Origin of the sequence: Rhizobium sp. BK591 (assembly GCF_014195045.1) — a bacterium.
Taxonomy (GTDB): Bacteria; Pseudomonadota; Alphaproteobacteria; order Rhizobiales; family Rhizobiaceae; genus Rhizobium; species Rhizobium anhuiense.
Map to the genome: position 1 here is coordinate 145,625 of NZ_JACIAZ010000002.1, position 24,209 is coordinate 169,833.

A 24,209-nucleotide genomic window follows, 5' to 3' on the forward strand; every position below is an offset into this window, starting at 1 on the left:
CCCAGACCTTTGTTGAAATACACCGTTAACCATGGCATACATCGGAAAGAAACTCGTATTTTGCTTCCATTTGTGAAAAACTGTAAAGCTTAACAATGCGCTACGACATTGACGGTGCAATGCTCCAAACCCTGCTTCCCTCCCTTACCGCGGCGGAGGATGCGCTGGCGCGGCTGGACGAGCGGGTGTTGCGTTCGGTGGTCGGCGAAGGCTTCGCCGAACGTAGTCATTTCTTCGATGCCGCCGGCGCGCTTTGGGTGGCCGGCGAACTCGTGCATGTCGAGGATCTCGTTTTGCATGATGCGCATATGGATAGCCGCGCTCCGACCCACGAACTGACGATCGCCCATTCCGTGCTGCGGGCGCGTCGGCGCATATGGACCGGCGAACCCGGCTGGGCACTTGGCGTCGCGGGCCTCGCAACGCTGACCGCGACCGGCGGGGAAGGGGAGGGGAAAGCGCAGGACGCCAAGAGCCTCGCAGCTCCGGTTGAGGCCGATGAAGAGGGCGAGGATGAGGACGGGCCGCTCGCGGCCGAAATGGCGGAGATCGATGCGCTGCTTGCGCGCTCGCAGAAGCTGCTCGATATCCATACCGGGAAAACGCCGGCAGGCGAGACGGCCGTTGCCCCGGCAAGGCCCAACGAAGATCCTCTCGGCTTGCTTGGTGACGACGAATGGGACGAGGAACAGCGGCTTGCGGAGTGGCGGAGCGTACTGCCATTGGCCGACAGCTTGCCGCCGGTTCTCGGCGCCGTCATCCTTTTCGAAGCCTGGGAGAGGATCGAGCCGTTGCGGCGTCAGCACTGGCTCGGCGGTCTTCTGGTCGCAAGCCAGCTGCGCGCCCGCGGCAAGGTTGCCTCGCACCTCTTTTCTTTCTACGGCGGACTGAAACTGGTGCGCCATGAGCGTCGTCGGGCGCGCGATCGGGCGACACGGCTGCTAGCCTTTCTGGAGGCGATGCATCTCGGGGCTGCGGCCGGCCTCAAGGAAATCGACCGCCTGTCCCTGGCGCGCACACAGATGGAGCTGCGCTTTCGCGGCCGCCGTTCGAACAGCAGCCTGCCGGAGCTTGCCGATTTCATCCTGTCGCGGCCGATGGTCTCGGCGGCGATGATCGCCCGTCATCTGCGCATTACGCCGCGCGGCGCGCTCAACCTCGTCAACGAGATCGGCATTCGCGAAATCACCGGCCGCGGCCGCTATCGCGCCTGGGGTATCATCTGATGCATGTCGCCCAAAAGTGTGCAGCGGTTTTGGGACAACGACATGCATAAGACAAAGACTTAAAGCACGTGGCATGAGTCCGATTTGACGCGATGCGCTTGAAACGAAAACGGCCGGGCGTTGACCCGGCCGTTTCCTTTAGGTGAGCACCCAGCCAGCCATCCTGTCACAGACTGCAGACCAGGCGCTCTTGCGCTTCCTTTGCCCCCAGAAGCGCAGTCCTATTCCCGCTCGCCGGTGAAGTTGAGCAGAAGCTGGAAGATGTTGACGAAGTTCAGGTAGAGCGAGAGCGCACCGAAAACGGCGAGCTTCTGGTTCGATTCCTGATCATAGTTTTCCGAATATTGTTCCTTGATGTTCTGTGTGTCGTAGGCGGTGAGGCCGACGAAGACGACGATGCCGATCACCGAGATCGCAAACTGCAGTGCGCTCGAACCCAGGAAGATGTTGACGATGCTGGCGATGATGATGCCGAACAGGCCCATCATCAGGAACGAGCCCATGCGCGAGAGGTCACGCTTGGTCGCATAGCCGTAGAGGCTGGTGGCGCCGAACATCGTGGCGGTGATGAAGAAGGTCCGCGCAATGCTCATCCCGGTGAAGACCAGGAAGACGGAAGCGAGCGACAGGCCCATCACGGCGCAGAAGGCCCAGAAGGTGATCTGAGCGGTGCTGGCCGACATCGTCTGGATCTTGAACGAGAAGAAGAAGACGAAGGCGAGCGGAGCAAGCATCACCACCCACTTCAGCGGCGAGCCGAAGATCGGGACGTAGAGTGCCGGCGTCGAGCCGACGACAAAGGCCACGAGGCCTGTTATGACGAGGCCGAGAGCCATATAGTTGTAGACGCGCAGCATATGCTGGCGCAGGCCTTCGTCGAAGAGGGCCTGGGAGCCGGCGACGGCACCGTAGCGGGGATTGATCGGGTTCATGCTGATCTCCTCGGTTTGAATTAATAGAGCGAGCGGGCGAGCCGTTCGGCCGCCTGGTCGAGATTGAGACCGCTATCGTCGGCGATGAGTGCATAGGCGACCTCGCCGATCTGCCAATAGGCGGCTTCTGCTTTCTCAAGCGTGAGATGACTGACCGGCTTGACTTCGAAGGCGCCCGGGCGGACGGCGAAAAGCGACAGCCGCTTTCCATCGGACTGCTCGATCGCCATTTCGACGCTGGGGCCGAATTCGGACGGGAAGATCTGCACGTCGGCAACTTTCCAATCCCTAGGCAGTTCGGGCATCACGATCGCGGTGGCGGCGCGGATGTCGTCAGCGTTATAGGTGGCCGATGTCTGCGAAGGCATCGATTGGCGCAGGGCCGCGGTCTGATAAGCGCGAACGGCATCCTCGACATAGGCGGGCGCCGGAACGGAAGCCGACACCTCCGTCGCCGAGAAGGCGCCGAAGGAATTGTGCGCCACCCAGCCGGCGGCGATCAGAATACCGACGGCGGCAATGCGCTGCATGGAATGGAAGATGCGGCCATAGGAAAGGCCACGTTCCAGCCGGCGGGCGGCATCGCGGGTCTCGGGGCGGCCGAAGGCACTTTCGCCGGCAAGCGCCAGACGCAGTTCGCCCTTGACGCTGAGGTCGGCCATGACCTTGGCGGCAATCGCCGGATGCTCGGAAAGATAGGATTCCACCTGGATGCGACGGGCGACATCGAGTTCGCCATCGACGTAGGCGTCGAGATCGGCATCGAGGATCGGATCAATTGCTTTCATTGCCGTTCCCTCCGATAATTCTCAGATGCGAAACGCGTGGTGTCTTCTCCTCGAATTCGCGCAGCTGCGCACGAGCCCGCGAGATGCGCGACATCAGCGTCCCCACGGGAATGCCGAGCGCCCGGGCTGCTTCCTGGTAGGAAAGGTCTTCGATGGCGACGAGATGCAGCGCCTCGCGCTGTTCCTCCGGCAGGTCGAAGAAGGCGTCGCGCACCTGCTGCAGGCGCACAGCATGTTCCTGGCCGGCCGGCAGCGACTGCTCGGCTTCGACAGCCGCCTCGTCGTGGCGGCGCGTCAGCGACCGGTTCCGGCGCAGACGGTCGATATGGGCATTGTGCAGGATGGAGAGCAGCCAGGTGCGCAGGTTGCCGCCGCTGCGGAAGCTCTTGCGCTTCTCGAAGGCGCGTACCAGCGCATCGTGCACCAGATCCTCCGCCTCGTCCGAATTGCGCACCAGCGAGCGCGCGTAGCGCCTCAGCGCTGCAAGCTGTCCGATGACATCGAAGGGGCGGTCTTTGCGTTCCATGATTGAGTATACGCAAGTGCAGCCGATTTTATTCCCGGCCGGGTCAAAAAAGTTGATCAGCCAAAAGAATGCTGCCCGGACCACGATCGGACATTCTTCTCCAGTGGACAGGCGCCTCAAATCGGCGATTGTGTATGACAATTACATGACAGATCATGACGCCGCTGATTTGCAGGGGAAAAATAAAGAATGAAGGAAAAGAAGCGGGTCTACGAAGCTCTCGTGGACGGCGCCATGGAAGGGCTGACGGATGAGGCGCTCTATGATTTCGTCAAGGCGCGTTGTCCGAAGGCCACCAGCAAGAAGATCGTCCGGGCTTCGCTTCTCGCGCTCACCGATCCTCATCTCAGAGACCGCAATATTCTCGACGTGATCTATGCGCTGGCGATCAAGCACCGGCTGGATGACGGCGTGCTGGACGAGGGTGAAGACGAAGAGCCCGACGAGCGGGCTCAAACTTCGCAGGCGGCCAACCAGAACATGCCGCCGCTTTCCTGATGCAGGCCGCCTGAATCGGCCTGCTCGTGCGAAATGGTCAGGCGCCGTCCGAAAGTTTTTCGAGGATCGGACAGTCGGGCCTGTCGTTGCCGTGGCAGGCAAGCACGAGGTGCTCCAGCGTCCGGCGCAGTTCCGCCAACTCGCGGATCTTGCGGTCGATCTCGGTAAGCTTTGTCTGAGCGATATCCCTAACGTCGGCGCTCGCCCGATCCTTGTCCTCATAGAGCGCCAGCAATTGCCGGCATTCCTCGACCGAAAAGCCGAGGCCGCGCGAGCGCTGCAGGAAACGCAGCTTGTGGACGTCGGTCGCGGCATAGTCGCGATAGCCGTTTCCACCCCTTTCGGGGCGGATCAGGCCGATATCCTCGTAGTAGCGGATGGTCTTAGACGGCAGGCCGGACCGTTCCGATGCTTCGCCGATATTCATCGCTATCTCCTATAGTTTTGCAAAGCGCAGTCTCAGCGCATTTGAAATCACCGAGACGGAGGAGAGGCTCATCGCTGCCGCGGCGATCATCGGCGAAAGCAGCAGCCCGAAGATCGGATAGAGCACGCCGGCGGCGACCGGCACGCCGAGCGCATTATAGCCGAAGGCGAAGCCGAGATTCTGGCGGATGTTGCGCATCGTCGCCTCCGCCAGCCGCCGCGCCCTGACGATGCCGGTGAGATCGCCCTTCACCAAAGTGATGCCGGCGCTTTCCATCGCGACGTCGGCGCCGGTGCCCATGGCGATGCCGACATCGGCGGCGGCAAGCGCCGGCGCGTCATTGACGCCGTCGCCGGCCATGGCGATGATAGCGCCTTTGCTACGCAGTTCATCGATCAGCGCCTTCTTGCCTTCCGGAAGCACATCGGCGCGCACCTCGTCGATGCCGAGGCTTTTTGCCACCGCCCGCGCCGTGCGCTCATTGTCGCCCGTCGCCATGATGATCTTCAACCCACTGTCATGCAGCGCCTGGATGGCGGCAGCCGTTGTCGGCTTGATCCGGTCGGCAACGGCAACAAGCCCGGCAAGCGCGCCGTCGAACACCACGAACATCACCGTCTTGCCGTCGCCCCGCAGAGCTTCGGTCTTCTCGCTAAGTGCTGCCGGATCGATGCCGAGATCGGCAAGCATCGCCGCATTGCCGAGCGCGACCATCGTGCCGTCGGCAATGCCCTGAACGCCCTTGCCGGTCGTTGCCTCGAAGCCGGTGACCTCGACGAAGGCGACACCGCGCTCCTCGGCGCCGGAAACGATCGCTTCGGCCAGCGGATGTTCGGAGCCGCGCTCCAGGCTTGCCGCCAGCGATAGCAGCCGGTCTTCCCCGACCCCGCCGAAGGCTGCGATATCGGTAAGCTTCGGCTTTCCTTCGGTCAGCGTGCCCGTCTTGTCGACGATCAGCGTATCGACCTTGGAGAAGCGTTCTAGCGCTTCGGCATCTTTGATCAGCACGCCTTCTCCAGCACCACGCCCCGTTGCGATCATGATCGACATCGGCGTCGCAAGGCCGAGCGCACAGGGGCAGGCGATGATCAGAACGGCGACGGCGGCAAGCAGGCCGTTCGCCATGCGCGGCTCCGGCCCGATCGCGGCCCAGGCGAGGAAGGCAAGAAGGGCGACGGCGACGACCGCCGGCACGAAGACGGCCGATACTCTATCGACCGCCCCCTGGATCGGCGCCCGCGAGCGCTGTGCCTTGGCGACCATGTCGACGATGCGCGACAGCACCGTGTCTGCGCCGACCTTCTCGGCGGACATCAGGAAGGTGCCGTTCTTGTTGATCGTGCCGCCGGTCAGCGGATCGCCTTTCGATTTCTCTACGGGCAGGGGCTCGCCCGATATCATCGATTCATCGACGGTCGACTGGCCCTCGAGGACGGAACCGTCCACCGGCACCCGCTCGCCGGGGCGAACGCGCAGCCGGTCGGCGACATTGATATCGTCCACCGGCACGTCACTTTCGTTGCCTTCGGCATCGATGCGGCGTGCTGTCTTCGGCGCAAGGTCCAGCAAAGCGCGGATTGCCGAGCCGGTGCGTTCGCGCGCTTTCAATTCCAGCACTTGGCCGACGAAGACGAGCGCGACGATGACGGCCGCTGCCTCGAAATAGACCGGCACGGCCGCGCCATGGCCACGAAAACTCATCGGGAAGATGCCGGGCGCAAGCGTGGCGACGACGCTGTAGAGATAGGCGGTGCCGACACCGAGACCGATCAGCGTCCACATATTCGGGCTGCGGTTGACAACGGACGCCCATGCGCGGCGGAAGAAGGGCAGGGCGGCCCAGAGCACCACCGGGGTTGCCAGCAGCAGTTCGATGAAGGTCGCCTGCGGCTCGCCGATCGCTTCGCGGAGCGGCAGGCCGAGCATCGGCCCCATGCCGAGCGCCAGCAGCGGCAGGGCAAGGATGGCGCTGACCCAGAGCCGCCTGACGAAATCGACGAGTTCCGGGTTCGGGCCTTCGTCGGCTGGGGGGATGCCCATCGGCTCCAGCGCCATGCCGCATTTCGGGCAGTCGCCGGGGCGATCGCTGACGACTTCAGGATGCATCGGGCAGGTATAGAGCGTACCCTTCGGCGCCGGTTTTGTCGTCGGGCGCTGGCCATCGCGGTAGGCTGCAGGGTCGGCTTCGAACTTCGCCTGGCACGCGGCCGAGCAGAAATAGAATTTCTCGCCCTCGGCTTTCGGGAAATATCTCGCCGTCGAGCGATCGACGCTCATGCCGCAGACGGGGTCCTTCGCCGTCAGGTAATCCTCGGGTGCAGCCGCAAATTTCGTTCGGCAATGCTCGGAACAGAAATGATAGGTGCGGCCGCCATGGTCGAGTGAGGGCTTGCCGGCCTGCGGATCGACGGTCATGCCGCAGATGGGATCACGGACAATGGCGTCGGCAGCCTTCTCCTGATCATGGCCGCAATGGCAATGATTGTCGCCATGGGCGTGGCTGTGATGGTGATCGTGTTCGTGCTTGATATTCATAACTCTCTCCGCGCCGGGAGCGGCACCTGAATAGGGTTATGAACCTTCCAGCAACTGGAAGGTCAAGCACTATTTTGACGAATGTCCGATGCGTTGGCGCTGGATACCTCAGAGTGGGGTGATCAGCCCGACCGGCTGGCTCCCGAGCAGGGCGGCGACCGAGATGCTGCCCCCGGGCTCGATCGTCTTTCCGGTCACCAGATCCGCCTTCAGCCGGTGAAGCGGGGAGGGGACGGCGATCGCCGTATCCTCCCAAAATTCCGGGCCGGCAAAGAGCACGCCAGGGTCGAGCCAGCCGAACATCAGCCGCGGCGCGGCGACGATCGCGAAATCACTCTTATGCACCCGGGCAAAGGCGAGCACATGATCGCGGCGGTTGCCCGTCACCTTCAGCGGCAGATAGTCGCCTCTGGCAAAGAGGTCCACATACCGTTGGCGCAGCTGCAGGCCGATCGCGACGATGCGCTGTTTCAGCGCCGCCGCCTGCAGCTTGGCGATCGGCCCGGCTTCATCAAGCCAGGCCGCCAGCCGTTCATGATCGACCGGCCGGCGGTTGTCGGGATCGACGAGGCTGAAATCGAAACCCTCCGCACCCTGGTAGATATCGGGAATGCCGGGGGCTGTCAGCTTGAGCAGCGTCTGCGACAGGCTGTTGAGGTAACCCGCCGCTATGAAGGGCTGTAGCACCCTTTCGAAATCTTCGAGGAAGGCGTCATTCTCAGGCGCAACCAGCGCCGTGGCATAGGTCGTCACCGCCTCCTCGTAAACGGCATTCTGTTCCGTCCAATCGCCGCGCAGTTTCGCCTCGCGCACGGCTTTGACCGCGTAGTCGGCGAGGCGTTCGCGCAGTTCTTCCGTCCGTCCTCTGTCGAAGTCTTCCGGCCAGATGCCGGCCAGCGCCTGATAGAGCATCCATTCGACATTCGGCTCCGGCGCAACGCCATCCGCCAGTTCCTGCAGCCACGGCCGGTTCATGTCGCGCCAACGCTCCACCGCCTGGGCAAAGACATCCGCGCCCTCGCTCAGCGCGTAAAGCCTGGCGCGCGCATCCTCACCGCGTTTGGTGTCGTGGGTGGCGCTCGCCGAAAGCCCATGCGGCTGCAGCCGCGCCCGCTCGGCCATGCGACGGTGGAATTCCTCCATGCCGCCGGGCGCCTTGCCCGGTTCGCCGCCCACTTCGTTTGCGGCAAGCAGCCTGTTGTAGCGATAGAACAGCGTATCCTCTGTCGCCTTCGCCATCACTGGCCCGCTCAATTGCTGGAAGCGGATCCGGAACGCATGGGCCGCATCACCTTCGATCTTGCCTTCGAGAAGCTTCAGCACATGGTCGCAGGCACTGCGATCATCGAGCTTTGGCAAAACCTGCGACGCGGTCCCGGCAAGGACCGCTGCATCCTGCCAGGAAAGCGGGCCTCCGTCGCCATAGGTGCGGTAGACGGGAAAGGCGATCAGCAGTTCGCAGAGCGCGGTGGCGATCTCGTCTCTTTTCAGCTCGGGAAAGATGCCTGCCGCGATCGACACCAGCCTGTCGGTCTCGCCGGCGAAATTGCGTTCGACCATCAGTCGCTTGGCAATCTGCCGGCTCTCTTCGAGATTGCCGGTCTCGCCGGCGAGGCTGCGATAGGCGCCGTCCAATATGCGCAGACCGCTGCTCTCGATGAACAACTCGCTGAGCGCGGCGATGAACTCATATCCCGTGGTGCCGGCGACCGGCCAGTTCTCCGGCAGGACCTCACCGGGTCCGAGGATCTTTTCGACGACGATATAGGTGTCTGGTCCCACCGCCTCCCGCAACCTGTCGAGATAGGCCTTGGGTTCGGCCAGCCCGTCGACATGGTCGATGCGCAGGCCTTGCACCTTGCCATGGCGCACCAGTTCGATCACCAGCCGGTGCACGTCCTCGAACACCGCGGGATCTTCGACGCGGGTTCCGACCAGGCCGGTCACCTCGAAAAAACGGCGATAGCTCAGATGCCGTGCCGCGTCCTTCCAGTGGGTCAGCCGCCAATGCTGTCCCTCAAGCAGGTTTCTCAGGAAATCGAGATCGGCCGAGACCTCTTCGAGCTTTTGCTGGAGGATGGCCCGATCGCCGCCTTCGAAGAGGATATCGCGCATCGTGCGGTTGAAATCCTCGCCGGAGGTCTCGGCCGCAGCCTCCGCCATTCGGGTGGCGACCGGATTGTCGAGCCGGTTTGCGAGGGCGCCGTAACTCGTGGGGTTCAGCGGCAACAGCGTCTCGAAGTAACCGAGCGCGAAATTGCCATGCGTTTCGTCGAGCGCGATGCGCAGCTCGCCGCCAGCCAGAGCGCGATCGAAATCCTGACCGAGCTGTGGCAGGGTCAGCGGCTCGCTCCAGTCGATGTCGAAGTGGCTGGCATAAGCGCTCTGCCGGCCGAATGCCAATACGTCGCGCCACCAGCCGTTTTCCGGCGAGGCGGCCATGTGGTTCGGGACGATGTCGAGGATCAGTCCCATGCCGGCGGCGGCGAGACTTTCCGTCAGCCGCTCGAATCCGGCCCGGCCGCCAAGCGTCGGGTCGATTTCGTTGGCGTCTGTCACGTCATAGCCGTGGGTCGAGCCGCTGACGGCGGTAAAGATCGGCGAGGTATAGAGGTGGCTGATGCCAAGCGTCTTGAGATAGGGGACGAGGTCGCAGGCGCGATCGAAAGTCATGCCGTTGCGGAATTGGATCCGGTAGGTCGCGGTCGGAAGTGTCATGAGGCCGTCTGACGTTGGAGGGAGACCCTCTCCAACGGTTGTGCCCGGGTTTTTGTTCCCTTACAGCGCCGCGCGTCTTTTCAGACGCGCAAAGCACGATGCGTTAGTCGATGAAGACGCCCACGCTTGCGGCCCTCCCGGCCGAGTCGATGACGGTCAGTTTCGAGTAGCCGCCGCCATCGGGCAGCCATTGCTGGGTGCGCCGACGCGAGAGGTCGGGCAGCGGCTTGCCGTTGGCAAGCCAGCGGAACGGGGCGCGGCCGCCCTGCAGCTTCAGCATCAGGGGTGACAGGTTGCCTGCTCCAGCGCCGAGATCCACATGCGCGCCCTCGGGCGGATAGATGATCTGAGGTGCTGCCTCGCGACCGGAGGCGACGAGCAGGCCATTGGCATTCAGCGCAAAACGGCGCTGGCTGATCGGCAGCTCAGACTGGGCGATGCGCACGGCGCCGGCCGGCGGGCGGGGCAGCGGCGTCGTTGCGATGCCGGACTTGGCGAAGCCCTCGAATAGGATGGGTGCTGCGGTGCCATAGCCGGTCAATCCCGGCACGGCGCTATTGTCGGGCCGTCCGACCCAGACGCCGAGCACATAGCGCCCGTCATAGCCGACCGACCAGGCGTCGCGATAGCCATAGCTCGTGCCGGTCTTGTAGGCGATGCCGCGCTGCGGCGCGCCGGCGGGCGGAATGACGCCGGAGAGAATATCGGCGACGCTCCAGACCGCGACCGGCTCCAGCAGCGGTTCGCCGTCGAGTTTGCCCGGTGCGCCGGTGACACCGTCGCCGAGCCTTGCCGGCTGGCCGCGATTGGCGAGCGCCGTATAGAGCTGCACCAGATCCTTCAAGGTGATGCCGACGCCGCCAAGACCGATCGCCAGCCCCGGCGTCTCATTCGGCGGCAGGACCGGGCGCACCTCGGCGCGGCGGAAGCGCACCATCAGCCGCGACGGCCCGACCACATCGAGCAGCTTGACCGCCGGCACGTTCAGCGAAAGCTGCAGCGCCTCGCGCACGGTGACGTCGCCCTGATAGCTCATGTCGAAATTGCGCGGCCTGTAGCCGAAGAAATCGGCGGGCCGGTCTTCGATGATCGTTTCCTGGGACACCAAGCCCTGTTCGAAGGCGAGCCCATAGATGAAGGGCTTCAGCGTCGAGCCCGGCGAGCGGTTGACGCGGGTCATGTCGATCCAGCCGGAGCGGCTGGCGTCGAAATAATCGGCCGAGCCGACCTCGCCGACGATCGCGCCGGTTTGCGCATCCGCCATCACCATAGCGAGCGACAGCTTCGGCCCGAGCTTCATGGCTGCTGCCCGCGCAACCGATTCCAGCCCCTGCTGCACCTGCTTCTTCAAGGTCGTCTGATGCTTGAGGACATCAGGCTCCTTGCGCAGCGCGGCTTCCGCGACATGGGCGGCAAGTGCGGGCAATTGCATGCGCCGCGATGGGACCGCGACACCCTCGGCACGCTCCGCTTCGCCATCGCCCACGGCTTCCGCCACCGCCACACGGTCAAGCACACGCTTGCGCGCAGCCTCGGCTGTCTTGAGATTGCGGTCCGGCCGGCGCCGTTCCGGCAATTGCGGCAGGGCGACGAGCAAAGCCGCCTCTGCGACCGTGAGGCGGCGCGGTTCCTTGCCGAAATAGGCAAGGCTTGCGGCGCGCACGCCTTCCAGATTGCCGCCATAAGGCGCATGCGTCAGGTAGAGATCGAGGATCTGTTCTTTCGACAGCCGCCGCTCGATCTGCACGGCGCGCACCAATTGCAGCAGCTTTGCCGAAAGCGAACGCCCTTCGCGCGGCTCGATCAGCCGCGCTACCTGCATCGACAGGGTCGAGGCGCCGGAAACGATGCGGCCATTGCCGACCAATTGCATGGCGGCACGCCCGAGCGCCCAGGGATCGACGCCGCCGTGATCATAAAAACGCTGGTCCTCATAGGCGATCAGCATGCGCAGGAATTGCGGATCGACGTCGGAGACCGCCGTCTTCAGCCGCCAGCGGCCTTCCGAGGTCGCGAAGGCACGCAGCAATTGCCCGTCGGCATCCAGCACCTCGGCGGAGACGGCATTCGCCCTGTCCAATGGCGGCGGATAAGCCTTGTCGGCAGCGTCGAGCGCAAAGAGAGCCGCACCGGCAAGAACGATGCCGGCCGCGGATCCGATCGCGATCTTGTGCCACCGCTTCATTATTGCGCTGCCACGACCTCCATCTTGCCGGTCGCCGTGCGGGCCGAAAGCTCCGGCCGGTACATGTCCTCGACGCTTGCCGCCGGATGGTCGTAGGTGCCGGGGGTGACGGCGCGCACGACATAGGCGACGTTGAATTCGCGATTGTCGCCTGCTGCGCGGTTGAAGGCGGCAACGAAGCGGTCATAGCGGAATTCGGTATGGGCGGCCGAGATCTCGCCGATCCAATCGAAATTCGTCATCTGGGCACTGTCGACGAGATTCGGATTGTCGATCTCGAAACCGGCGGGCAGGAGATCGGTGATGACGATGCGCGACGGCCAGTCATTGGTTTCGCGCACATGGATGACGACGACGTAGCGTTCGTTCTGCTTCGCCTCGCTGACATTCGCCTCTTCGCCGTCGAGCGTGTAGTAGCTGCGCTCGATGATGAAGCCGTCGCCACCGGCCGGCAGCGGCACTGTGGGGGCGGCAACGGTGGTGACTGCAGCCGAAACCGTGTCGTTCGTCTGGTTGGTCAGCGTCAGCGGATGGTCGGCGAGCGCATCGCCGGTCATGCGGGCCATGTAGGCGCCGGTATGCGGCGCGCCATTGACATCGACCTTCAGTCCATCGTCACCGCCCTGAATGGCGCGCGCGGCAAGCAGCATCCAGGTTTCTTCCTGCGTGCTCTTATATTTGCTGCGCCCCCATTCCTTGCCGACGGCCTTGGCGAGTTCCGGGATGACAGGCGGCACCGGCCGGCTTTCGGCGGCGAGCGCCAGGATCGCAGCACCATCGCGCAGGATCGTGCCGTAGTCGGTGCGCGACAGGTTCACGCGCGACACCATCGATTGCTCCGACATCTGCAGCGCGTCGAGGAAGATATTCTTCGAACGCTGCGCATCGCCATAGAGGGCCAGTGCCGCAGCGATATGCGCCTTGGCGAGCGGCGTCGGGAAGTCGTTGATCATCGTATCGGCATAGTAGCGCAGATCGCTGATCGCGGCCTTCTTGTTGCGGGCAAGGACGTAGATGGCATAGGCGATCTGATCGCCCTGGCCCTTGATGTCGGTGGTGTAGGACAGAGTGTTCTGCAGGTTTTCCAGCGCCTGCACGAAGGCCCTTTCCGGCACGTCATATTTCATTTCACGGGCCCGCGTCAGGAAATCGGTGACGTAGGAATCGAGCCAGACGTCGCCCGAATCCGGTCCCCAGAGGCCGAAGCTACCGGCCGAGGCCTGGTAGGAGAGCACGCGGTAGATCGCGTCCTGCACGCGCTGGTGCACGTCCTCGTCATTTGCCATGCCGGCCTGCTTTGCAACTTCGGCGAGGTAGAGCAGCGGCAGCGCCCGGCTGGTGGTCTGCTCGGCGCAGCCGAAGGGATAGCGGTCGAGCGTCATCAGCAAGGCCGGGATATCGAAGGCGGCCGAACGTGTGACGTTGACGCTGATCGAGGCGCCGGGCAGCACGCTATCGGCCAGCAGGTTCTTGTCGACGGTGAGCTTTGCTCCCGGCTTCAGCGCCAGCACCCGCCGTTCGGTGATCGGCAGCGATGCGGGGCGCACCGGCACGTCGACGGTTTGGTCGAGCGACAGGCCGGAAGCATCGGAAAGGTTGATCGAGACGCTGCCGGCGCCTGGCTGTTTGCCGACGAGCGAAAGCGTCAACTCGGATTTCGCTCCGGCCTCGAGGCGGATCGTCTGCGCGGCGGAAGCCTGTTCGATGCCGACGGCATCATTGCCGGTCAGCTGCAGCTTGTAGTCGCCGGCCGGCGCGTCGGTGTTGGCGATGTCGAGGCGCAGATTGGCCTTGTCGCCGGGGGCGAGGAATTTCGGCAGGCTTGCGGTCACCACGACAGGGTCGCGGATGATGACATCCTTGACGCCGTGGCCGACACCTGATTTCGACCAGGCGACCGCCATGACGCGCGCCGTGCCGTTGAATTGCGGAATGTCGAAGGAGACATGGGCCTTGCCTTCGGCGTCGAGCTTCACCGGCCCGGAGAAGAAGGCGACGAGCTTCTGCGTCGGCGGGCTTGCCTGCAGCGCCACGGCGCCGCCGTCACCACCGGTCCTGAGCTTGCCGGTCGCACCGAGCGAGCCGTCGATCAGCCGGCCATAGAGGTCGCGGATTTCAAGGCCGAGTTGGCGCTGGCCGAAATACCAGTCTTCCGGGTTCGGCGGTTCGTAGCGCGTCAGGTTGAGAATGCCGACATCGACGGCGGCAACCGTCACATAGGCGTCCTCGTTGGCGCCGGCGCCCGCCACCTGCAGGCCGATATCGAGCGGTCCGCGCGGCAGCATTTTTTCGGGTGTTGCGAGCGTCACCTGCAGCGCACGCTGTTCGGGATCGACCTTCAGCCATTTGATGCCGATCGAGCGCATCGGCATATGGCTGTCCTGGGCATCGCCGGGACGGAAGAGCGTGGCTGTGACATAAGCGCCGGCACCCCAGTCCGCAGTCACGGGGATGTCGACCTCGCCGCCGGTCTCGCCGATCGCAGCGTTCTGCACGGCGACCAGCTTTTCGGTGCCGGCCGTCACCATCAGCTCGCCGCCATAACGCGAGGTGACTTTCAGCCTGGCGGTCTCGCCGATCTTGTAGCTGTCCTTGTCGAGGGCGATTTCCAGCCCGTCGGGCGTTTCGGTCGAGGTCGAGGTGACGAACCAGCCGGCGTCGAATTCGACGCTGGAGGTCGGGCCGTCGGCATCCGGGCTTTCCACTTCGAGACGATATCGGCCCCAGGTCACCGGAACGGAAATCTTGCCGCCATCCATCGTCGCGTCGACGCTGCCGTTGGAAACCTGCTCGGCGGTGTAGACCGGCTCGTATTTCCACGCCGTTCCCTCGCGATACCATTGGTATTCGCGATTGAGGCTGTAGAATTTCCAGCGCAGGCTCTTCGCCTCCTGCTTCTGCCCGGCGGCATTGACGCCGATCACCGTGAAGTTGGCGATCGAGTTCTCCGGCAGGTCGCCGGAAAATTCCGGCTTGATGCCGATAGACGCCCGCTCGTTCTTCACCGGAATGGTCAGAGAGCGCTCGATGGCGCGGCCGCCCGCTTCCTGCATGCGTATGTAGACAGTGGCGTTGAGCAGCTGCGTCGTGGCCGGCAGGTCGCTGATGGTGAGATCCGTCGAGGCTTCGCCGTTCTCGTCGAGTTCCGGCAGGCCATCGATCGGCAGGCGCGAATCCTCGCTCGCCTCTTCGTCGGCGAGGCCGAACAGAAAGCCCTTAAAGGCAGCACTCTCACGCGTCGGCTTGACGACGACATCGCCTTCGAGCGTCAGCCCGGCGGCCGGGGCGCCGTAGAGATATTTGCCCGAAACGGTGATCGTCGCCGGCGTGTCCGGACCGACTTCCTTGGCCTCGGTTTTGATCTCCATGTCGGTGCGATCGGGGACGAAATCGTCGACCAGGAAACTCTTGCTGGCGATCGCGCTGCCCTTGGGATCGGTATAGATGTTCATCGTCCAGGTGCCGCGCATGGCGGTTTCCTGGGTCGGGAAATCGATGGAATAACCGCCGAGATTGCTGGTCTGGCTGACGATCCGCCGGTCTTCGACGCCATCGGGGCGGCTGAAGATGAAGGTGAGCGGCAGGTTCTCGATGGCGTTGCCGTCGGTGTCGCGGGCGAGCGCCTGGGCATGCACCGTTTCGCCGGCGCGGTAGATGCCGCGTTCGGTGAAGGTCAGCACGTCGATCGCGCCGGGGGCGGCGCGGCCCGTCACGCCGCGGTCGGAAAGGTCGAAGCCGGCGCGTGTCATGTCGAGGAAGACGTAGTCCGAGGTCCCGTTCCTGGCGGCGATGACGGCGGGTGTGAGCGCCGCCGTGCCGCGGATCAGGCCGGCGGTGAAGGTGGCGCGGCCGTTTTCGTCGGTCGTCGCGGTGCCGAGCACTTCATTGTTCTTGGCGAGAAGCTGCAGTTCGACGCCTGCGATCGGCTTGGCCGAGGCGAGCGAACGGGTGAAGACGTTGAGCCCGTCGGTGCCGGCATAGGTGGTGACGCCGATATCGGAGACCAGGAACCATTGGGTCGCCTGTGAATCCCACTCCTGCGCCGGGCCGTTCGGGCCTGTTGCCGTCAGCACGTAGATGCCGGGCTTGCGCTCGGGCAGCGCCTCGTCGACCGGGAAGCTGGTGACGATGTCCTTGTTGAGCTCGTTGGCGATGTCGATCGAGCCCTGCCAGACGAGTTCGCCATTCTGGTCCTGAATGTTCTGGGCGCTGTAGCCGTCGAGCTGGCTCAGGAATTGCGAATTGGTCAAGAGCGGCGCAATGGCGCGATCGCCGATGCGGTAGAGTTTGAGATTGGCCGAGTTCAGGTTGACCGAGACGAGCGGGATGCCGCGGCGCGCCGTCGAGGGCAGCACGAAGCTGTCGCCGGTGAAACGCACCATCTGGCTGCGGTCCTTGATATAGACGTCGATGCTGACGGGTGCTTCGAGCGCCTCGTCGACGGAGGACGGCAGCCCGGTGCGGAAAGCGATCTTGTAGGTCTCGCCATGCGTCAGCCCCTCGACGCAGATCTGCTTGTCCTTGGTTTCCAGCGCCTTGGGAGCTGCCCCGTTCAGCGTCACGAAGGGCGTGTAGTCGGTGGTCTTGACCAGCGCCTCGGAGAAGGTGACGCAGGCGCGCGGCGTGGCGCTGTCGGCATCGACCGTGTGTTCGGTGATGCGGAAGCCCTGCGTCGATTTCAGCTGCAGGTAGGCGGTCTGAACATCGTCGGAGGCAACCAGCGCCAGGCTCGCCTTGTAGGCGTCGAGCGCCGGGCGGTAATTGGCGTTGCGGTCCAGGGCGTCGGCGAGGACGGCGAGCGCCTCGGCGCGCTTGGCCTTGGTGCGCGTCAGCTCGTAGCCGTTCAGCGCGTCGAGCACGGCCTGGCCGGATGTGTTGGTCTCGGCGTTGCCGAGCGAAGCGGCGGCGCGGGCGGTTTCGAGCCAGAGATCGGCGTCGTCAGGCGTGATCGACAGCGCGCCATGGAAGGACTTCAGCGCCTCGGCCAGATTGTTGGCGGTGAGGTCGATGCGGGCGTTGGCCGTCAGGCTGTCGACGCCCTGGCCCTGCTGGTCGTCGGTAAGCGCCAGATTGTCCTTGAAGTCATGGGCCTGCTGGATGAGGTCGTTGGTTAGGAAGGTCAGGCGCGGCGCGGCGCCGATTTCGGGCTCCTGCTTGCCTGATGTTTCGACGATCTTGCCGGCGATCGCGCCGGGGAAAGCATTCATCGTCTTGAAATCGGATTTCAGGAAACACCATTTCACCTTGGGATTGTAGGTGAAAGCCTTGCAGCTCTTGTCGCCGATGCAGGAGGTCTTGCACTGATCGAGCGAGACATTCTGCTCGGTGCGAAGATCGAAACCGAAGAAATCGGCGTCCTTGATCGTCTGGATGTCGCGCTTGGTGTCCGCAGCGGCGGCGGGAAGGCTGACGGCGATCGTGGAAAAAAATGCGATTGTCGCGAATGCAAAGAACGAGCGCACGGACATAGGTTCCCCCCGGAAATGCAGGCTCTGATCGGCGGCACTCTCCTCACTCCTCGCGGGATTGTCAACTCAAGTTGAGCGCTGTTTCATGTTCGCACAGGGGCTTTCGTCCAGCTGTCACATCGGCGTGAGTGACCGGCTTGTGATTTGCGGGTTTTGCAAGGATGCGCAAGAATTTGGGCTGTCGCAGGAGGTAGCGCAATGTCCACGTCTTCCCATCGCCGGCGCCTTGCCGCGTTCCTTGCCGCTGCCGTCGTCTCGCTCAGTGCGTGTGGCGTAGCGGCGGCCGAGGAGGCGGTCGTCATCCCGCCGCCAGCCATTGACCAGGCCGCCGGATCCGGCACCGAGACGGCCATTTTCGCCGGCGGCTGTTTCTGGGGCGTCCAGGGCGTCTTCCAGCATGTGAAGGGCGTTAAGAGCGCCGTCTCCGGCTATGCCGGCGGCGATGCCAAAACGGCGCAATATGAAACCGTGAGCACCGGCGCGACGGGTCACGCCGAATCCGTTCAGGTCAAGTTCGATCCGAATCAGGTGAGTTATGGCAAGTTGCTACAGATCTTCTTCTCGGTGGCGCACAACCCGACGCAGCTGAATTTCCAGGGTCCGGATCGGGGAACGCAATACCGCTCGGCGCTGTTCGTCTCCGATCCCGAGCAGCGCAAGGTCGCCGAGGGCTATATCGAGCAGCTCGACAAGGCGCATGTCTTCGCCCAGCCGATCGTCACCAAGGTGTCCGACGCCATCGGCTTCTATCCCGCCGAAGCCTATCATCAGGATTTCCTGACGCTCAATCCGACCTATCCCTATATCGTCTATAACGACCTGCCGAAAATCGAGAACCTCAAGTCGCTGTTTCCCGCCGACTATCGCAGCCAGCCGGTCCTCGTCCTGAAGGCCAAGGGCTGAAAAGGCCGTGGCAACAGTTCAGGGCATAATCTCGATGGGTGTATGGTCGGGTACGCGAGCCCAGATTTCGCGCATCTCCGCGTTGGTGACCGCAATGCACCCATCCGTCCAATCCCACAGTTGATGGATGTTTCCGAACAGGCCCCAGCCATTGGGAAGGCCGTGGATCATGATCGCGCCACCGGGAGGGAAGCCGCCGGATTGAGCGTTGCGCTGGTCATCAGGATTTGGATAGGAAATGTGCAGGCTGAGATGCGCCATGGAATTGGGATTTCGCCAGTCTATCTCATACCGTCCTTCGGGTGTTTTCTCGTCACCTTCTCGCTGCTTGGGACCCTCGTCGGCAGCCCACCCAAGAGAAATCCGGTATGTCGAGAGGGCGGCATCGCCTCTGAGAAGGACCATGCGGCGTTCGGATTTATAAACGCGAATGAGGTCAGCCCGTTGCTCGAAAGGCGCATCCGCAGGCGGCGAGCCTGAACCGACCCCGGCCATCAATTTGGTGTAAGCGAACAAGCCGATGATCACGGCGGCCAGAACGATAAATGTGTTTCTCAATATGATTCTCGTTTGAGGTAACGCAAGGGTTATACCGTCTTATCGCGCCTTCAGCCATAAGATGTAGCCTCGAGCTTAAGCGCGATCCGGCTCCGCCTTTTTCTCCATCTCCTTGTTATTAAGAATTTATCAACGTTAACAATGCCTTAAATATGGCAAATCGCGTTCCACCGCGGAACATATCTTCGAGTTGCCCGTTACCGCCATGAGTTTCGCTTGAAGGACAGGCTGGCGGAGCGGATCCCTCTTTCGAAGTATAGGCGTAACAAGGGGACGTATCATGGCCACCAATGTCGTGCGGCGCTGGCAACGAGATGATCTGATGAAACAGAGAGTATTGATCGTCGAAGATGAATTCCTGATTGCGCTCGATCTCGAGGCGACGGTGGAAGGCATGGGGATGCAGGTCGCCGGCCTTGCCAATGATTGCGAACAGGCGTTACGGCTGGCGCCGCTTGCCGATATCGCTTTCGTCGACGTCAATCTCGCCGACGGCCCGACCGGGCCTGAGATCGGCCGGCGGCTGGCGCAAGAGCACGGCATCGCGGTCGTCTTCATGACCGGCAATCCAGAAATCGTCGCCGATGGGGTCAAGGGTGCGGTCGGCGTGGTCCAGAAGCCGGTCATGCCTTCGGTTGTCGAACAGCTGGTGAAATATCTCGCCGCGCGCCGCGTCGGCATGTTCGCGGTCGTGCCTTCGCAGATGACGGTCTTTGCCTGATCAGAGGGCCCCGATCAGAGGAGGCCTGATCAGCCTGAGATGGCTGCGAGTTGCGGCTGCTGGCCGGCCTTTTCGGCCACCGGCCTGCCATAGGCCTTGAGAAAAGTACGGACGGCGTTGCGCGCCGCCTTTTCCAGCTCTTCATCGGTGGGTGTGGCGCCGAGAAGGATCATCATTTGCAGGTCGGCATTGCCGAGTGCGACGAACTGCCGGGCGGCGACGTCGAAATCGTCGATGACGAGCGTTCCCTTGTGGGCAAGCCGCGCGAACAGTGCGGAAAGGGCAGTGATCAGCTTGCCCGGCCCCTGCTGGCGCCAGCTTTCGAAGAGGTGCGGATACCGCTCGCCTTCGGTCTGCACCAGCTTCCGCAAGAATTTTCCATCGTGGTTGCAGATGCAGTTCTTATTGAGGCGCACGGCGAAAGCCGTCAGTTCACCCTCAAGATCGTCGGCGTTGTCCGGGAAAGATGACAGCACCGAGAAGAGCATGGCGTTGGCGCGGTTCATGACGTCTTCGACGACGGCGACGAACAGCGTTTCCTTCTCGCGATAGTGATTGTAGATCGTTTGGCGGGATACGCAGGCGACTGCGGCGATCTCGTCGATGCTGGCGCCGGCAAAACCCTGGCGGCAGAAGACGTCGGCGGCGGCATCGAGGATCGACATGCGCTTGGCGCATTGGCCGCGCTGCGTATGCCCCCCCATCCGGGCTGCCGGTGTCATGCGATCTTTCATGAGAGCGAAGATAAGACGTCTTGACGTTTTAGACAATGGCGTCTAATTTTACATCCGTGTCCAAATTTGTTGACACTCTTGGTTTGCCGCTGGAGATATGAGCTCCCAACTTCGTCTTCGCGCGAACGATCATCATTGAACCCTAGCGCATCGGCCCGAAAATCGGTTCGATTTTCGGAAAGCACGATGCGTAAATTCAAAGATTAGAGCGTCCCTTGTGCGTCCGAGAGGACGCATGGCGCTCTAAGAGCAAAGTCGCGGAGCGACGATCCGGTAGCTCCGCTGCGCTTTTAAGAAAGATCACCATTATGACGGCTTCCTTCTTTCGCATTGCCCTCATTCTCGGCCTTTTGTCGGCCATCGGGCCTTTCGCCATCGACATGTATCTGCCTGCGCTGCCCTCCATCGGCCAGGACCTGCATGCCGATAACAACGTCACTCAGCTCACCCTTCTCGCCTTCTTCATCTCCTTTGCGCTCGCCCAGCTCGTCTACGGTCCGCTGTCGGATATGTGGGGTCGCAAGCTGCCGCTCTATCTCGGCATCGGCCTCTTCGCCATCGCTTCGATCGGCTGTGCGCTGGCCACCGATATCGAAACGCTGATCGCCTTCCGTTTCGTTCAGGGTATCGGCGGTGCCGCCGGCATGGTCATTCCGCGCGCCATCGTCCGCGACATGCATACCGGCGTCCAGGCCGCGCGCCTGATGTCGCTGCTGATGCTGGTCTTCTCGATCTCGCCGATCCTGGCGCCGCTGACGGGCAGCGCCGTCATCGAATTCTATGGCTGGCGTGGCGTGTTCTGGGCCGTGACGATCGCCGCCTTCATCGGCCTTGTCCTGCTCGCCACCCAGCTCGAGGAAACCCGTTCGGCCAGCGAGCGCAGCGGCAGCGGTCTGAAGAGCGCCATGGCCGCCTATCGCCTGCTGCTCACCGACCGCAACTTCCTGACGCTGACCTTCATCGGCGGCCTCGGCATTTCGAGCTTCCTCGTCTATCTCGCCAACTCGCCCTTCGTGCTGATCCAGCATTACGGGCTGACGCCGACGCAATACAGTTTCGCTTTCTCGATCAACGCCGTGTCCTTCTTCGCGGTATCGCAGGCGACGGGCTGGCTCGGCGAGCGGTTCGGCCTCGTGCGCGTCATGCGGATTGCAGTCAGCGCCTTTGCCCTTGCCATGGTCGTCATGGCGGTGGTGATGGCCGCCGGCTTCAACCAGCTGCCTGTGATGGCGACCTTCCTGTTCATCGGCTACGGTTTCCTCGGCTTAGTCATTCCGACGAGCGCGGTGCTCGCCCTCGAGGATCACGGCGAGATCGCCGGCACGGCCTCGTCGCTGATGGGCACGCTGCATTTCGTCATCGCCGCCGTCGCCATGGTCATATCGAGCGTCTTCTTCGACGGCACCGCCGTTCCGATGGCCGCCGGTATCGCGCTCTGCGCCTTCTTGGCCTTAGTGCTGACCCAGGCAACGATCGGCCGCCGCTCCGCCGTTGCCGCGGCCGAATGATCGACGACAGGCCGCACCCGGTCTCCCGGGTGCGGCCACATGACTGGTCGCACTTGCGTGAGAAAATGCAACGCGCAATTGATTATCATCTGACCGCTCTATCTACGCCGTGACGAAGCACTGTCATTTCGGAGGATACGCATGGTCGACGAGAAGCGGCTGATCTCGAAAATCACCTGGAAGCTGATGCCCTTTCTCGGCATCCTCTATCTCATCGCCTATATCGACCGGCAGAATGTCAGTTTCGCCAAGCTGCAGATGGTCGATGCACTTGATATGAGCGAATATGCCTATGGCCTCGGCGCTTCGCTGTTCTTCATCGGTTATTTCCTCTTCGAGGTGCCGAGCAATCTCTTCCTCGACCGGCTCGGCGCCCGCGTCTGGTTTGCGCGCATCCTGGTCTCCTGGGGCCTCGTCACCGTCGCGCTCGCCTTCACGCAGAACGCAACGATGTTCTATATCCTGCGCTTCCTGCTCGGTGTGTGCGAAGCCGGTTTCTTTCCCGGCGTCCTCTATCTGCTGACGCTCTGGTTTCCCTCGGCCTATCGCGGCAGGATGGTCGGGCTGTTCATGATCTTCAGCGCGATCGCCAATGCGGTCGGCGCGCCGCTCGGCGGTATGCTGCTCGATCTCGACGGTCTCTACGGCTTTGCCGGCTGGGAGTGGGTCTTCCTCGCGACGGGCGTTCCGGCCGTCATCGCCGGCATCGTCACCTTCTTCTATCTTCCCGGCCGGCCCGAAAGCGCAAGCTTCCTCAGCGGTGAGGAGAAGGCCTGGCTCGAACGCAGGCTTGCCTCGGAAAATGCCGGCATGGGCGAAAATGCCTCAAACGGCTTCAAGGCGCTCGTCGACCCGCGCGTGCTGCTGATGGCGCTCTGCTATATCGCCTTTCCGCTTTCGGCCTATGGGCTCAGCTATTGGCTGCCGACCATCGTCCAGGCCTTCGGCGTCAGCAACACGGTGAACGGTTTCCTCAACATCATTCCCTGGGTGCTGGTTGCAGTCGCGCTTTATGCCGTTCCCGCCATGGCCGACAAGGCGCCATCGAAGACGCCCTATATTGTCATTCCCGCTTTCATCGGCGCTGCCTGCCTGCTGCTCTCGGCGCTGATCCCGAACCACGCTTTGCAATTCGCCTTCCTCTGCGTCGCCGCTGCCGGCATCTTCGCACCCCAGCCTGTCTTCTGGAGCCTGCCCTCCCGTTTCCTCAAGGGGGCGGGTGCTGCAGCGGGCCTTGCCGCCATCAATTCGGTCGGAAATCTCGGCGGCTTCGTCGCCCAGAACGTCGTGCCCTGGATCAAGGAAGCAAGCGGCAGCACGATCGCGCCGATGTTCTTCCTGGCCGCCTGCCTGGCTGCCGGCGCCCTGCTGGTCTTCGTCGTCACGCATCAGCTGTCGCAACGGGAGCATGCGGCGGCGGCGAGCCGGGTCTGAGAGAGGTTCAGATCGTCAGGGTGAAAGCGTCGCTTTCACCCGGAACGAGTTCCAGCGGCCAGATCCGGTTGCGGGCGCCCTGCGGATAATGATCGGCATAGGCCGGCATGGTGGCGAGCAGGGTTTCGCCAAGCTGGGCGCCGAGATCGCGCAGCGACATGCGGAAGGAGGTCAGCGACGGCTGCAGGAAATGCGTGCGCGGCTCCTCGCGGAAACCGACGACGGCGAGGTCGCGGCCGGGCACGATGCCGGCCTCGGCCAGCCGCCGGTAAAGCCCGATCGCCATCAGCTCGTGGATCAGGATGATCGCGGTCGGCCGCTCTTTGATCATCAGCAATTCGTGGCCAGCCTGATAGCCGCCCTGTTCGCTCGACTTGACGCGGATGACGAGAGCCGGATCGAAGGCAATGCCGTGCCGTTGCAGTGCCTGGCGGTAACTGTCGAGGAAGATGTAGCCGAGATTGATGTCGGAGGAGGGGGCGGCTACCGCGATCCGCCGGTGGCCTTTCGCGACCAGCCGGTCGACGCCGCGCGCCGCCACGCCCTCGAAATCGAGATCCATCCAGGTATAGCTGCCGCCGGACGCGCTGCGGCCGAGCGCCACGAAGGGGATGCGGGCCTTTTCCAGAAGCTCGATGCGCCGGTCGGTGCGTCGCGTCGCCGAGATGATCAGCGCATCGACGAGGCGGCGCGCCACCATGCGCTTCAGATATTCGTGCGGATCCTCGTCATCGGGGCAGGGCAGCATGACGAGATCGAGCTTGTGACGGGAAAAGACGCTCTGCAGCCCGTCGGTGACGCCGAGGAAGAAGTCGTCGCTGTTTTCGACCGTCTCGCGGCTGACTTCGAGCATCAGCCCGATGACGTTGGTCATGCCCTGGCGAAGGCTGCGGCCCGACTGGTTGGCGACGTATCCGAGCTCCTTGGCGGCGGCAAGCACCCGTCGGCGCGTTTCGTCGTTGACGTCGGGCTTGCCGTTCAACGCACGGGATACGGTTCCGATCGAAATGTCGAGATGTTTGGCAAGCTGGCGAATTCCCTTCATCTC

The 24,209-nt window shown here is 63.1% G+C and carries 18 protein-coding genes; 7 read left to right on the forward strand and 11 right to left on the reverse strand.

The window, feature by feature from the left end:
• Nucleotides 1-95: 95 nt before the first annotated feature.
• Nucleotides 96-1,226, forward strand: a complete 1,131-nt coding sequence (locus FHX10_RS07810) for an RHE_PE00001 family protein (protein WP_097595603.1) — start codon at nucleotides 96-98, stop codon at nucleotides 1,224-1,226.
• A 221-nt stretch (nucleotides 1,227-1,447) separates the two neighbouring features.
• On the opposite strand, the gene FHX10_RS07815 is transcribed toward FHX10_RS07810, so the two are convergent.
• Genes FHX10_RS07815 through FHX10_RS07825 form a run of 3 tightly spaced genes read right to left on the reverse strand, consistent with a single transcriptional unit; the run spans nucleotide 1,448 to nucleotide 3,472 of the window.
• Nucleotides 1,448-2,158, reverse strand: a complete 711-nt coding sequence (locus tag FHX10_RS07815; RefSeq protein ID WP_063475943.1) for a Bax inhibitor-1/YccA family protein — start codon at nucleotides 2,156-2,158, stop codon at nucleotides 1,448-1,450.
• Between the two features lie 20 nt (nucleotides 2,159-2,178).
• Complete coding sequence (locus FHX10_RS07820) at nucleotides 2,179-2,946, reverse strand: anti-sigma factor family protein (protein ID WP_097595605.1); 768 nt, start codon at nucleotides 2,944-2,946, stop codon at nucleotides 2,179-2,181.
• Nucleotides 2,933-3,472, reverse strand: coding sequence for a sigma-70 family RNA polymerase sigma factor (locus FHX10_RS07825; RefSeq protein WP_097595606.1), 540 nt, complete (start codon nucleotides 3,470-3,472; stop codon nucleotides 2,933-2,935). The genes FHX10_RS07820 and FHX10_RS07825 overlap by 14 nt, the downstream gene beginning before the upstream one ends.
• Between FHX10_RS07825 and FHX10_RS07830 the strand changes: the two genes are divergently transcribed.
• The gene (locus FHX10_RS07830; protein WP_132573553.1) at nucleotides 3,462-3,665 is read left to right on the forward strand and encodes a hypothetical protein; all 204 of its coding nucleotides are present in this window, start codon (nucleotides 3,462-3,464) and stop codon (nucleotides 3,663-3,665) included. The two genes, FHX10_RS07825 and FHX10_RS07830, sit on opposite strands and share 11 nt — an antisense overlap.
• Nucleotides 3,662-3,970, forward strand: coding sequence for a hypothetical protein (locus tag FHX10_RS07835; RefSeq protein ID WP_097595608.1), 309 nt, complete (start codon nucleotides 3,662-3,664; stop codon nucleotides 3,968-3,970). Before FHX10_RS07830 ends, FHX10_RS07835 begins: the two co-directional genes overlap by 4 nt.
• A gap of 37 nt (nucleotides 3,971-4,007) precedes the next feature.
• Here FHX10_RS07835 and cueR read toward each other — a convergent pair whose 3' ends face one another.
• The 5 genes from cueR to FHX10_RS07860 all read right to left on the reverse strand — a co-directional run bounded on the left by cueR (nucleotide 4,008) and on the right by FHX10_RS07860 (nucleotide 17,303).
• Nucleotides 4,008-4,397 carry a Cu(I)-responsive transcriptional regulator gene (cueR, locus tag FHX10_RS07840; protein ID WP_184389223.1) on the reverse strand — a complete coding sequence of 130 codons (390 nt, stop codon included), beginning with the start codon at nucleotides 4,395-4,397 and terminating at the stop codon, nucleotides 4,008-4,010.
• A gap of 9 nt (nucleotides 4,398-4,406) precedes the next feature.
• Nucleotides 4,407-6,932, reverse strand: a complete 2,526-nt coding sequence (locus tag FHX10_RS07845) for a heavy metal translocating P-type ATPase (protein WP_097595609.1) — start codon at nucleotides 6,930-6,932, stop codon at nucleotides 4,407-4,409.
• Between the two features lie 108 nt (nucleotides 6,933-7,040).
• Nucleotides 7,041-9,650 carry a malto-oligosyltrehalose synthase gene (gene treY, locus FHX10_RS07850; RefSeq protein WP_097630786.1) on the reverse strand — a complete coding sequence of 870 codons (2,610 nt, stop codon included), beginning with the start codon at nucleotides 9,648-9,650 and terminating at the stop codon, nucleotides 7,041-7,043.
• A gap of 103 nt (nucleotides 9,651-9,753) precedes the next feature.
• Complete coding sequence (pbpC, locus tag FHX10_RS07855; RefSeq protein ID WP_184389226.1) at nucleotides 9,754-11,835, reverse strand: penicillin-binding protein 1C; 2,082 nt, start codon at nucleotides 11,833-11,835, stop codon at nucleotides 9,754-9,756.
• Nucleotides 11,835-17,303: an alpha-2-macroglobulin family protein gene (locus tag FHX10_RS07860; RefSeq protein WP_184389229.1), complete on the reverse strand. Its 5,469-nt coding sequence runs from the start codon at nucleotides 17,301-17,303 to the stop codon at nucleotides 11,835-11,837. Before FHX10_RS07860 ends, pbpC begins: the two co-directional genes overlap by 1 nt.
• Before the next feature lie 198 nt (nucleotides 17,304-17,501).
• Between FHX10_RS07860 and msrA the strand changes: the two genes are divergently transcribed.
• A complete protein-coding gene (msrA, locus tag FHX10_RS07865; protein ID WP_184389232.1) occupies nucleotides 17,502-18,206 on the forward strand; it encodes a peptide-methionine (S)-S-oxide reductase MsrA in 705 nt (234 codons plus the stop codon).
• Nucleotides 18,207-18,224: 18 nt separating this feature from the next.
• Here the strand turns inward: msrA and FHX10_RS07870 are convergent, their stop codons facing one another.
• A complete protein-coding gene (locus tag FHX10_RS07870) occupies nucleotides 18,225-18,764 on the reverse strand; it encodes a murein L,D-transpeptidase family protein (protein WP_028756286.1) in 540 nt (179 codons plus the stop codon).
• A gap of 280 nt (nucleotides 18,765-19,044) precedes the next feature.
• Here FHX10_RS07870 and FHX10_RS07875 point away from each other — a divergent pair, with 280 nt between their 5' ends.
• Nucleotides 19,045-19,485 carry a response regulator gene (locus FHX10_RS07875; RefSeq protein ID WP_028756285.1) on the forward strand — a complete coding sequence of 147 codons (441 nt, stop codon included), beginning with the start codon at nucleotides 19,045-19,047 and terminating at the stop codon, nucleotides 19,483-19,485.
• A gap of 29 nt (nucleotides 19,486-19,514) precedes the next feature.
• On the opposite strand, the gene FHX10_RS07880 is transcribed toward FHX10_RS07875, so the two are convergent.
• Complete coding sequence (locus tag FHX10_RS07880) at nucleotides 19,515-20,255, reverse strand: TetR/AcrR family transcriptional regulator (RefSeq protein ID WP_028756284.1); 741 nt, start codon at nucleotides 20,253-20,255, stop codon at nucleotides 19,515-19,517.
• Nucleotides 20,256-20,527: 272 nt separating this feature from the next.
• On the opposite strand from FHX10_RS07880, the gene FHX10_RS07885 reads away from it, so the two are divergent.
• Nucleotides 20,528-21,727 (forward strand): multidrug effflux MFS transporter, encoded by a 1,200-nt coding sequence (locus tag FHX10_RS07885; protein ID WP_184389235.1) that lies wholly within the window; start codon nucleotides 20,528-20,530, stop codon nucleotides 21,725-21,727.
• Nucleotides 21,728-21,868: 141 nt separating this feature from the next.
• Nucleotides 21,869-23,161 carry an MFS transporter gene (locus FHX10_RS07890; protein WP_184389238.1) on the forward strand — a complete coding sequence of 431 codons (1,293 nt, stop codon included), beginning with the start codon at nucleotides 21,869-21,871 and terminating at the stop codon, nucleotides 23,159-23,161.
• A gap of 7 nt (nucleotides 23,162-23,168) precedes the next feature.
• Here the strand turns inward: FHX10_RS07890 and FHX10_RS07895 are convergent, their stop codons facing one another.
• Nucleotides 23,169-24,206: a LacI family DNA-binding transcriptional regulator gene (locus tag FHX10_RS07895; protein WP_127430022.1), complete on the reverse strand. Its 1,038-nt coding sequence runs from the start codon at nucleotides 24,204-24,206 to the stop codon at nucleotides 23,169-23,171.
• Between the last annotated feature and the right edge of the window lie 3 nt (nucleotides 24,207-24,209).

Coding starts and splice junctions, on each gene's coding strand:
- FHX10_RS07810 (WP_097595603.1), top strand. CDS start 96: ATGCGCTACGACATTGACGGTGCAATGCTCCAAACCCTGCTTCCCTCC.
- FHX10_RS07815 (WP_063475943.1), bottom strand. CDS start 2,158: ATGAACCCGATCAATCCCCGCTACGGTGCCGTCGCCGGCTCCCAGGCC.
- FHX10_RS07820 (WP_097595605.1), bottom strand. CDS start 2,946: ATGAAAGCAATTGATCCGATCCTCGATGCCGATCTCGACGCCTACGTC.
- FHX10_RS07825 (WP_097595606.1), bottom strand. CDS start 3,472: ATGGAACGCAAAGACCGCCCCTTCGATGTCATCGGACAGCTTGCAGCG.
- FHX10_RS07835 (WP_097595608.1), top strand. CDS start 3,662: ATGAAGGAAAAGAAGCGGGTCTACGAAGCTCTCGTGGACGGCGCCATG.
- cueR (WP_184389223.1), bottom strand. CDS start 4,397: ATGAATATCGGCGAAGCATCGGAACGGTCCGGCCTGCCGTCTAAGACC.
- FHX10_RS07845 (WP_097595609.1), bottom strand. CDS start 6,932: ATGAATATCAAGCACGAACACGATCACCATCACAGCCACGCCCATGGC.
- treY (WP_097630786.1), bottom strand. CDS start 9,650: ATGACACTTCCGACCGCGACCTACCGGATCCAATTCCGCAACGGCATG.
- pbpC (WP_184389226.1), bottom strand. CDS start 11,835: ATGAAGCGGTGGCACAAGATCGCGATCGGATCCGCGGCCGGCATCGTT.
- FHX10_RS07860 (WP_184389229.1), bottom strand. CDS start 17,303: ATGTCCGTGCGCTCGTTCTTTGCATTCGCGACAATCGCATTTTTTTCC.
- msrA (WP_184389232.1), top strand. CDS start 17,502: ATGTCCACGTCTTCCCATCGCCGGCGCCTTGCCGCGTTCCTTGCCGCT.
- FHX10_RS07875 (WP_028756285.1), top strand. CDS start 19,045: ATGGCCACCAATGTCGTGCGGCGCTGGCAACGAGATGATCTGATGAAA.
- FHX10_RS07885 (WP_184389235.1), top strand. CDS start 20,528: ATGACGGCTTCCTTCTTTCGCATTGCCCTCATTCTCGGCCTTTTGTCG.
- FHX10_RS07890 (WP_184389238.1), top strand. CDS start 21,869: ATGGTCGACGAGAAGCGGCTGATCTCGAAAATCACCTGGAAGCTGATG.
- FHX10_RS07895 (WP_127430022.1), bottom strand. CDS start 24,206: ATGAAGGGAATTCGCCAGCTTGCCAAACATCTCGACATTTCGATCGGA.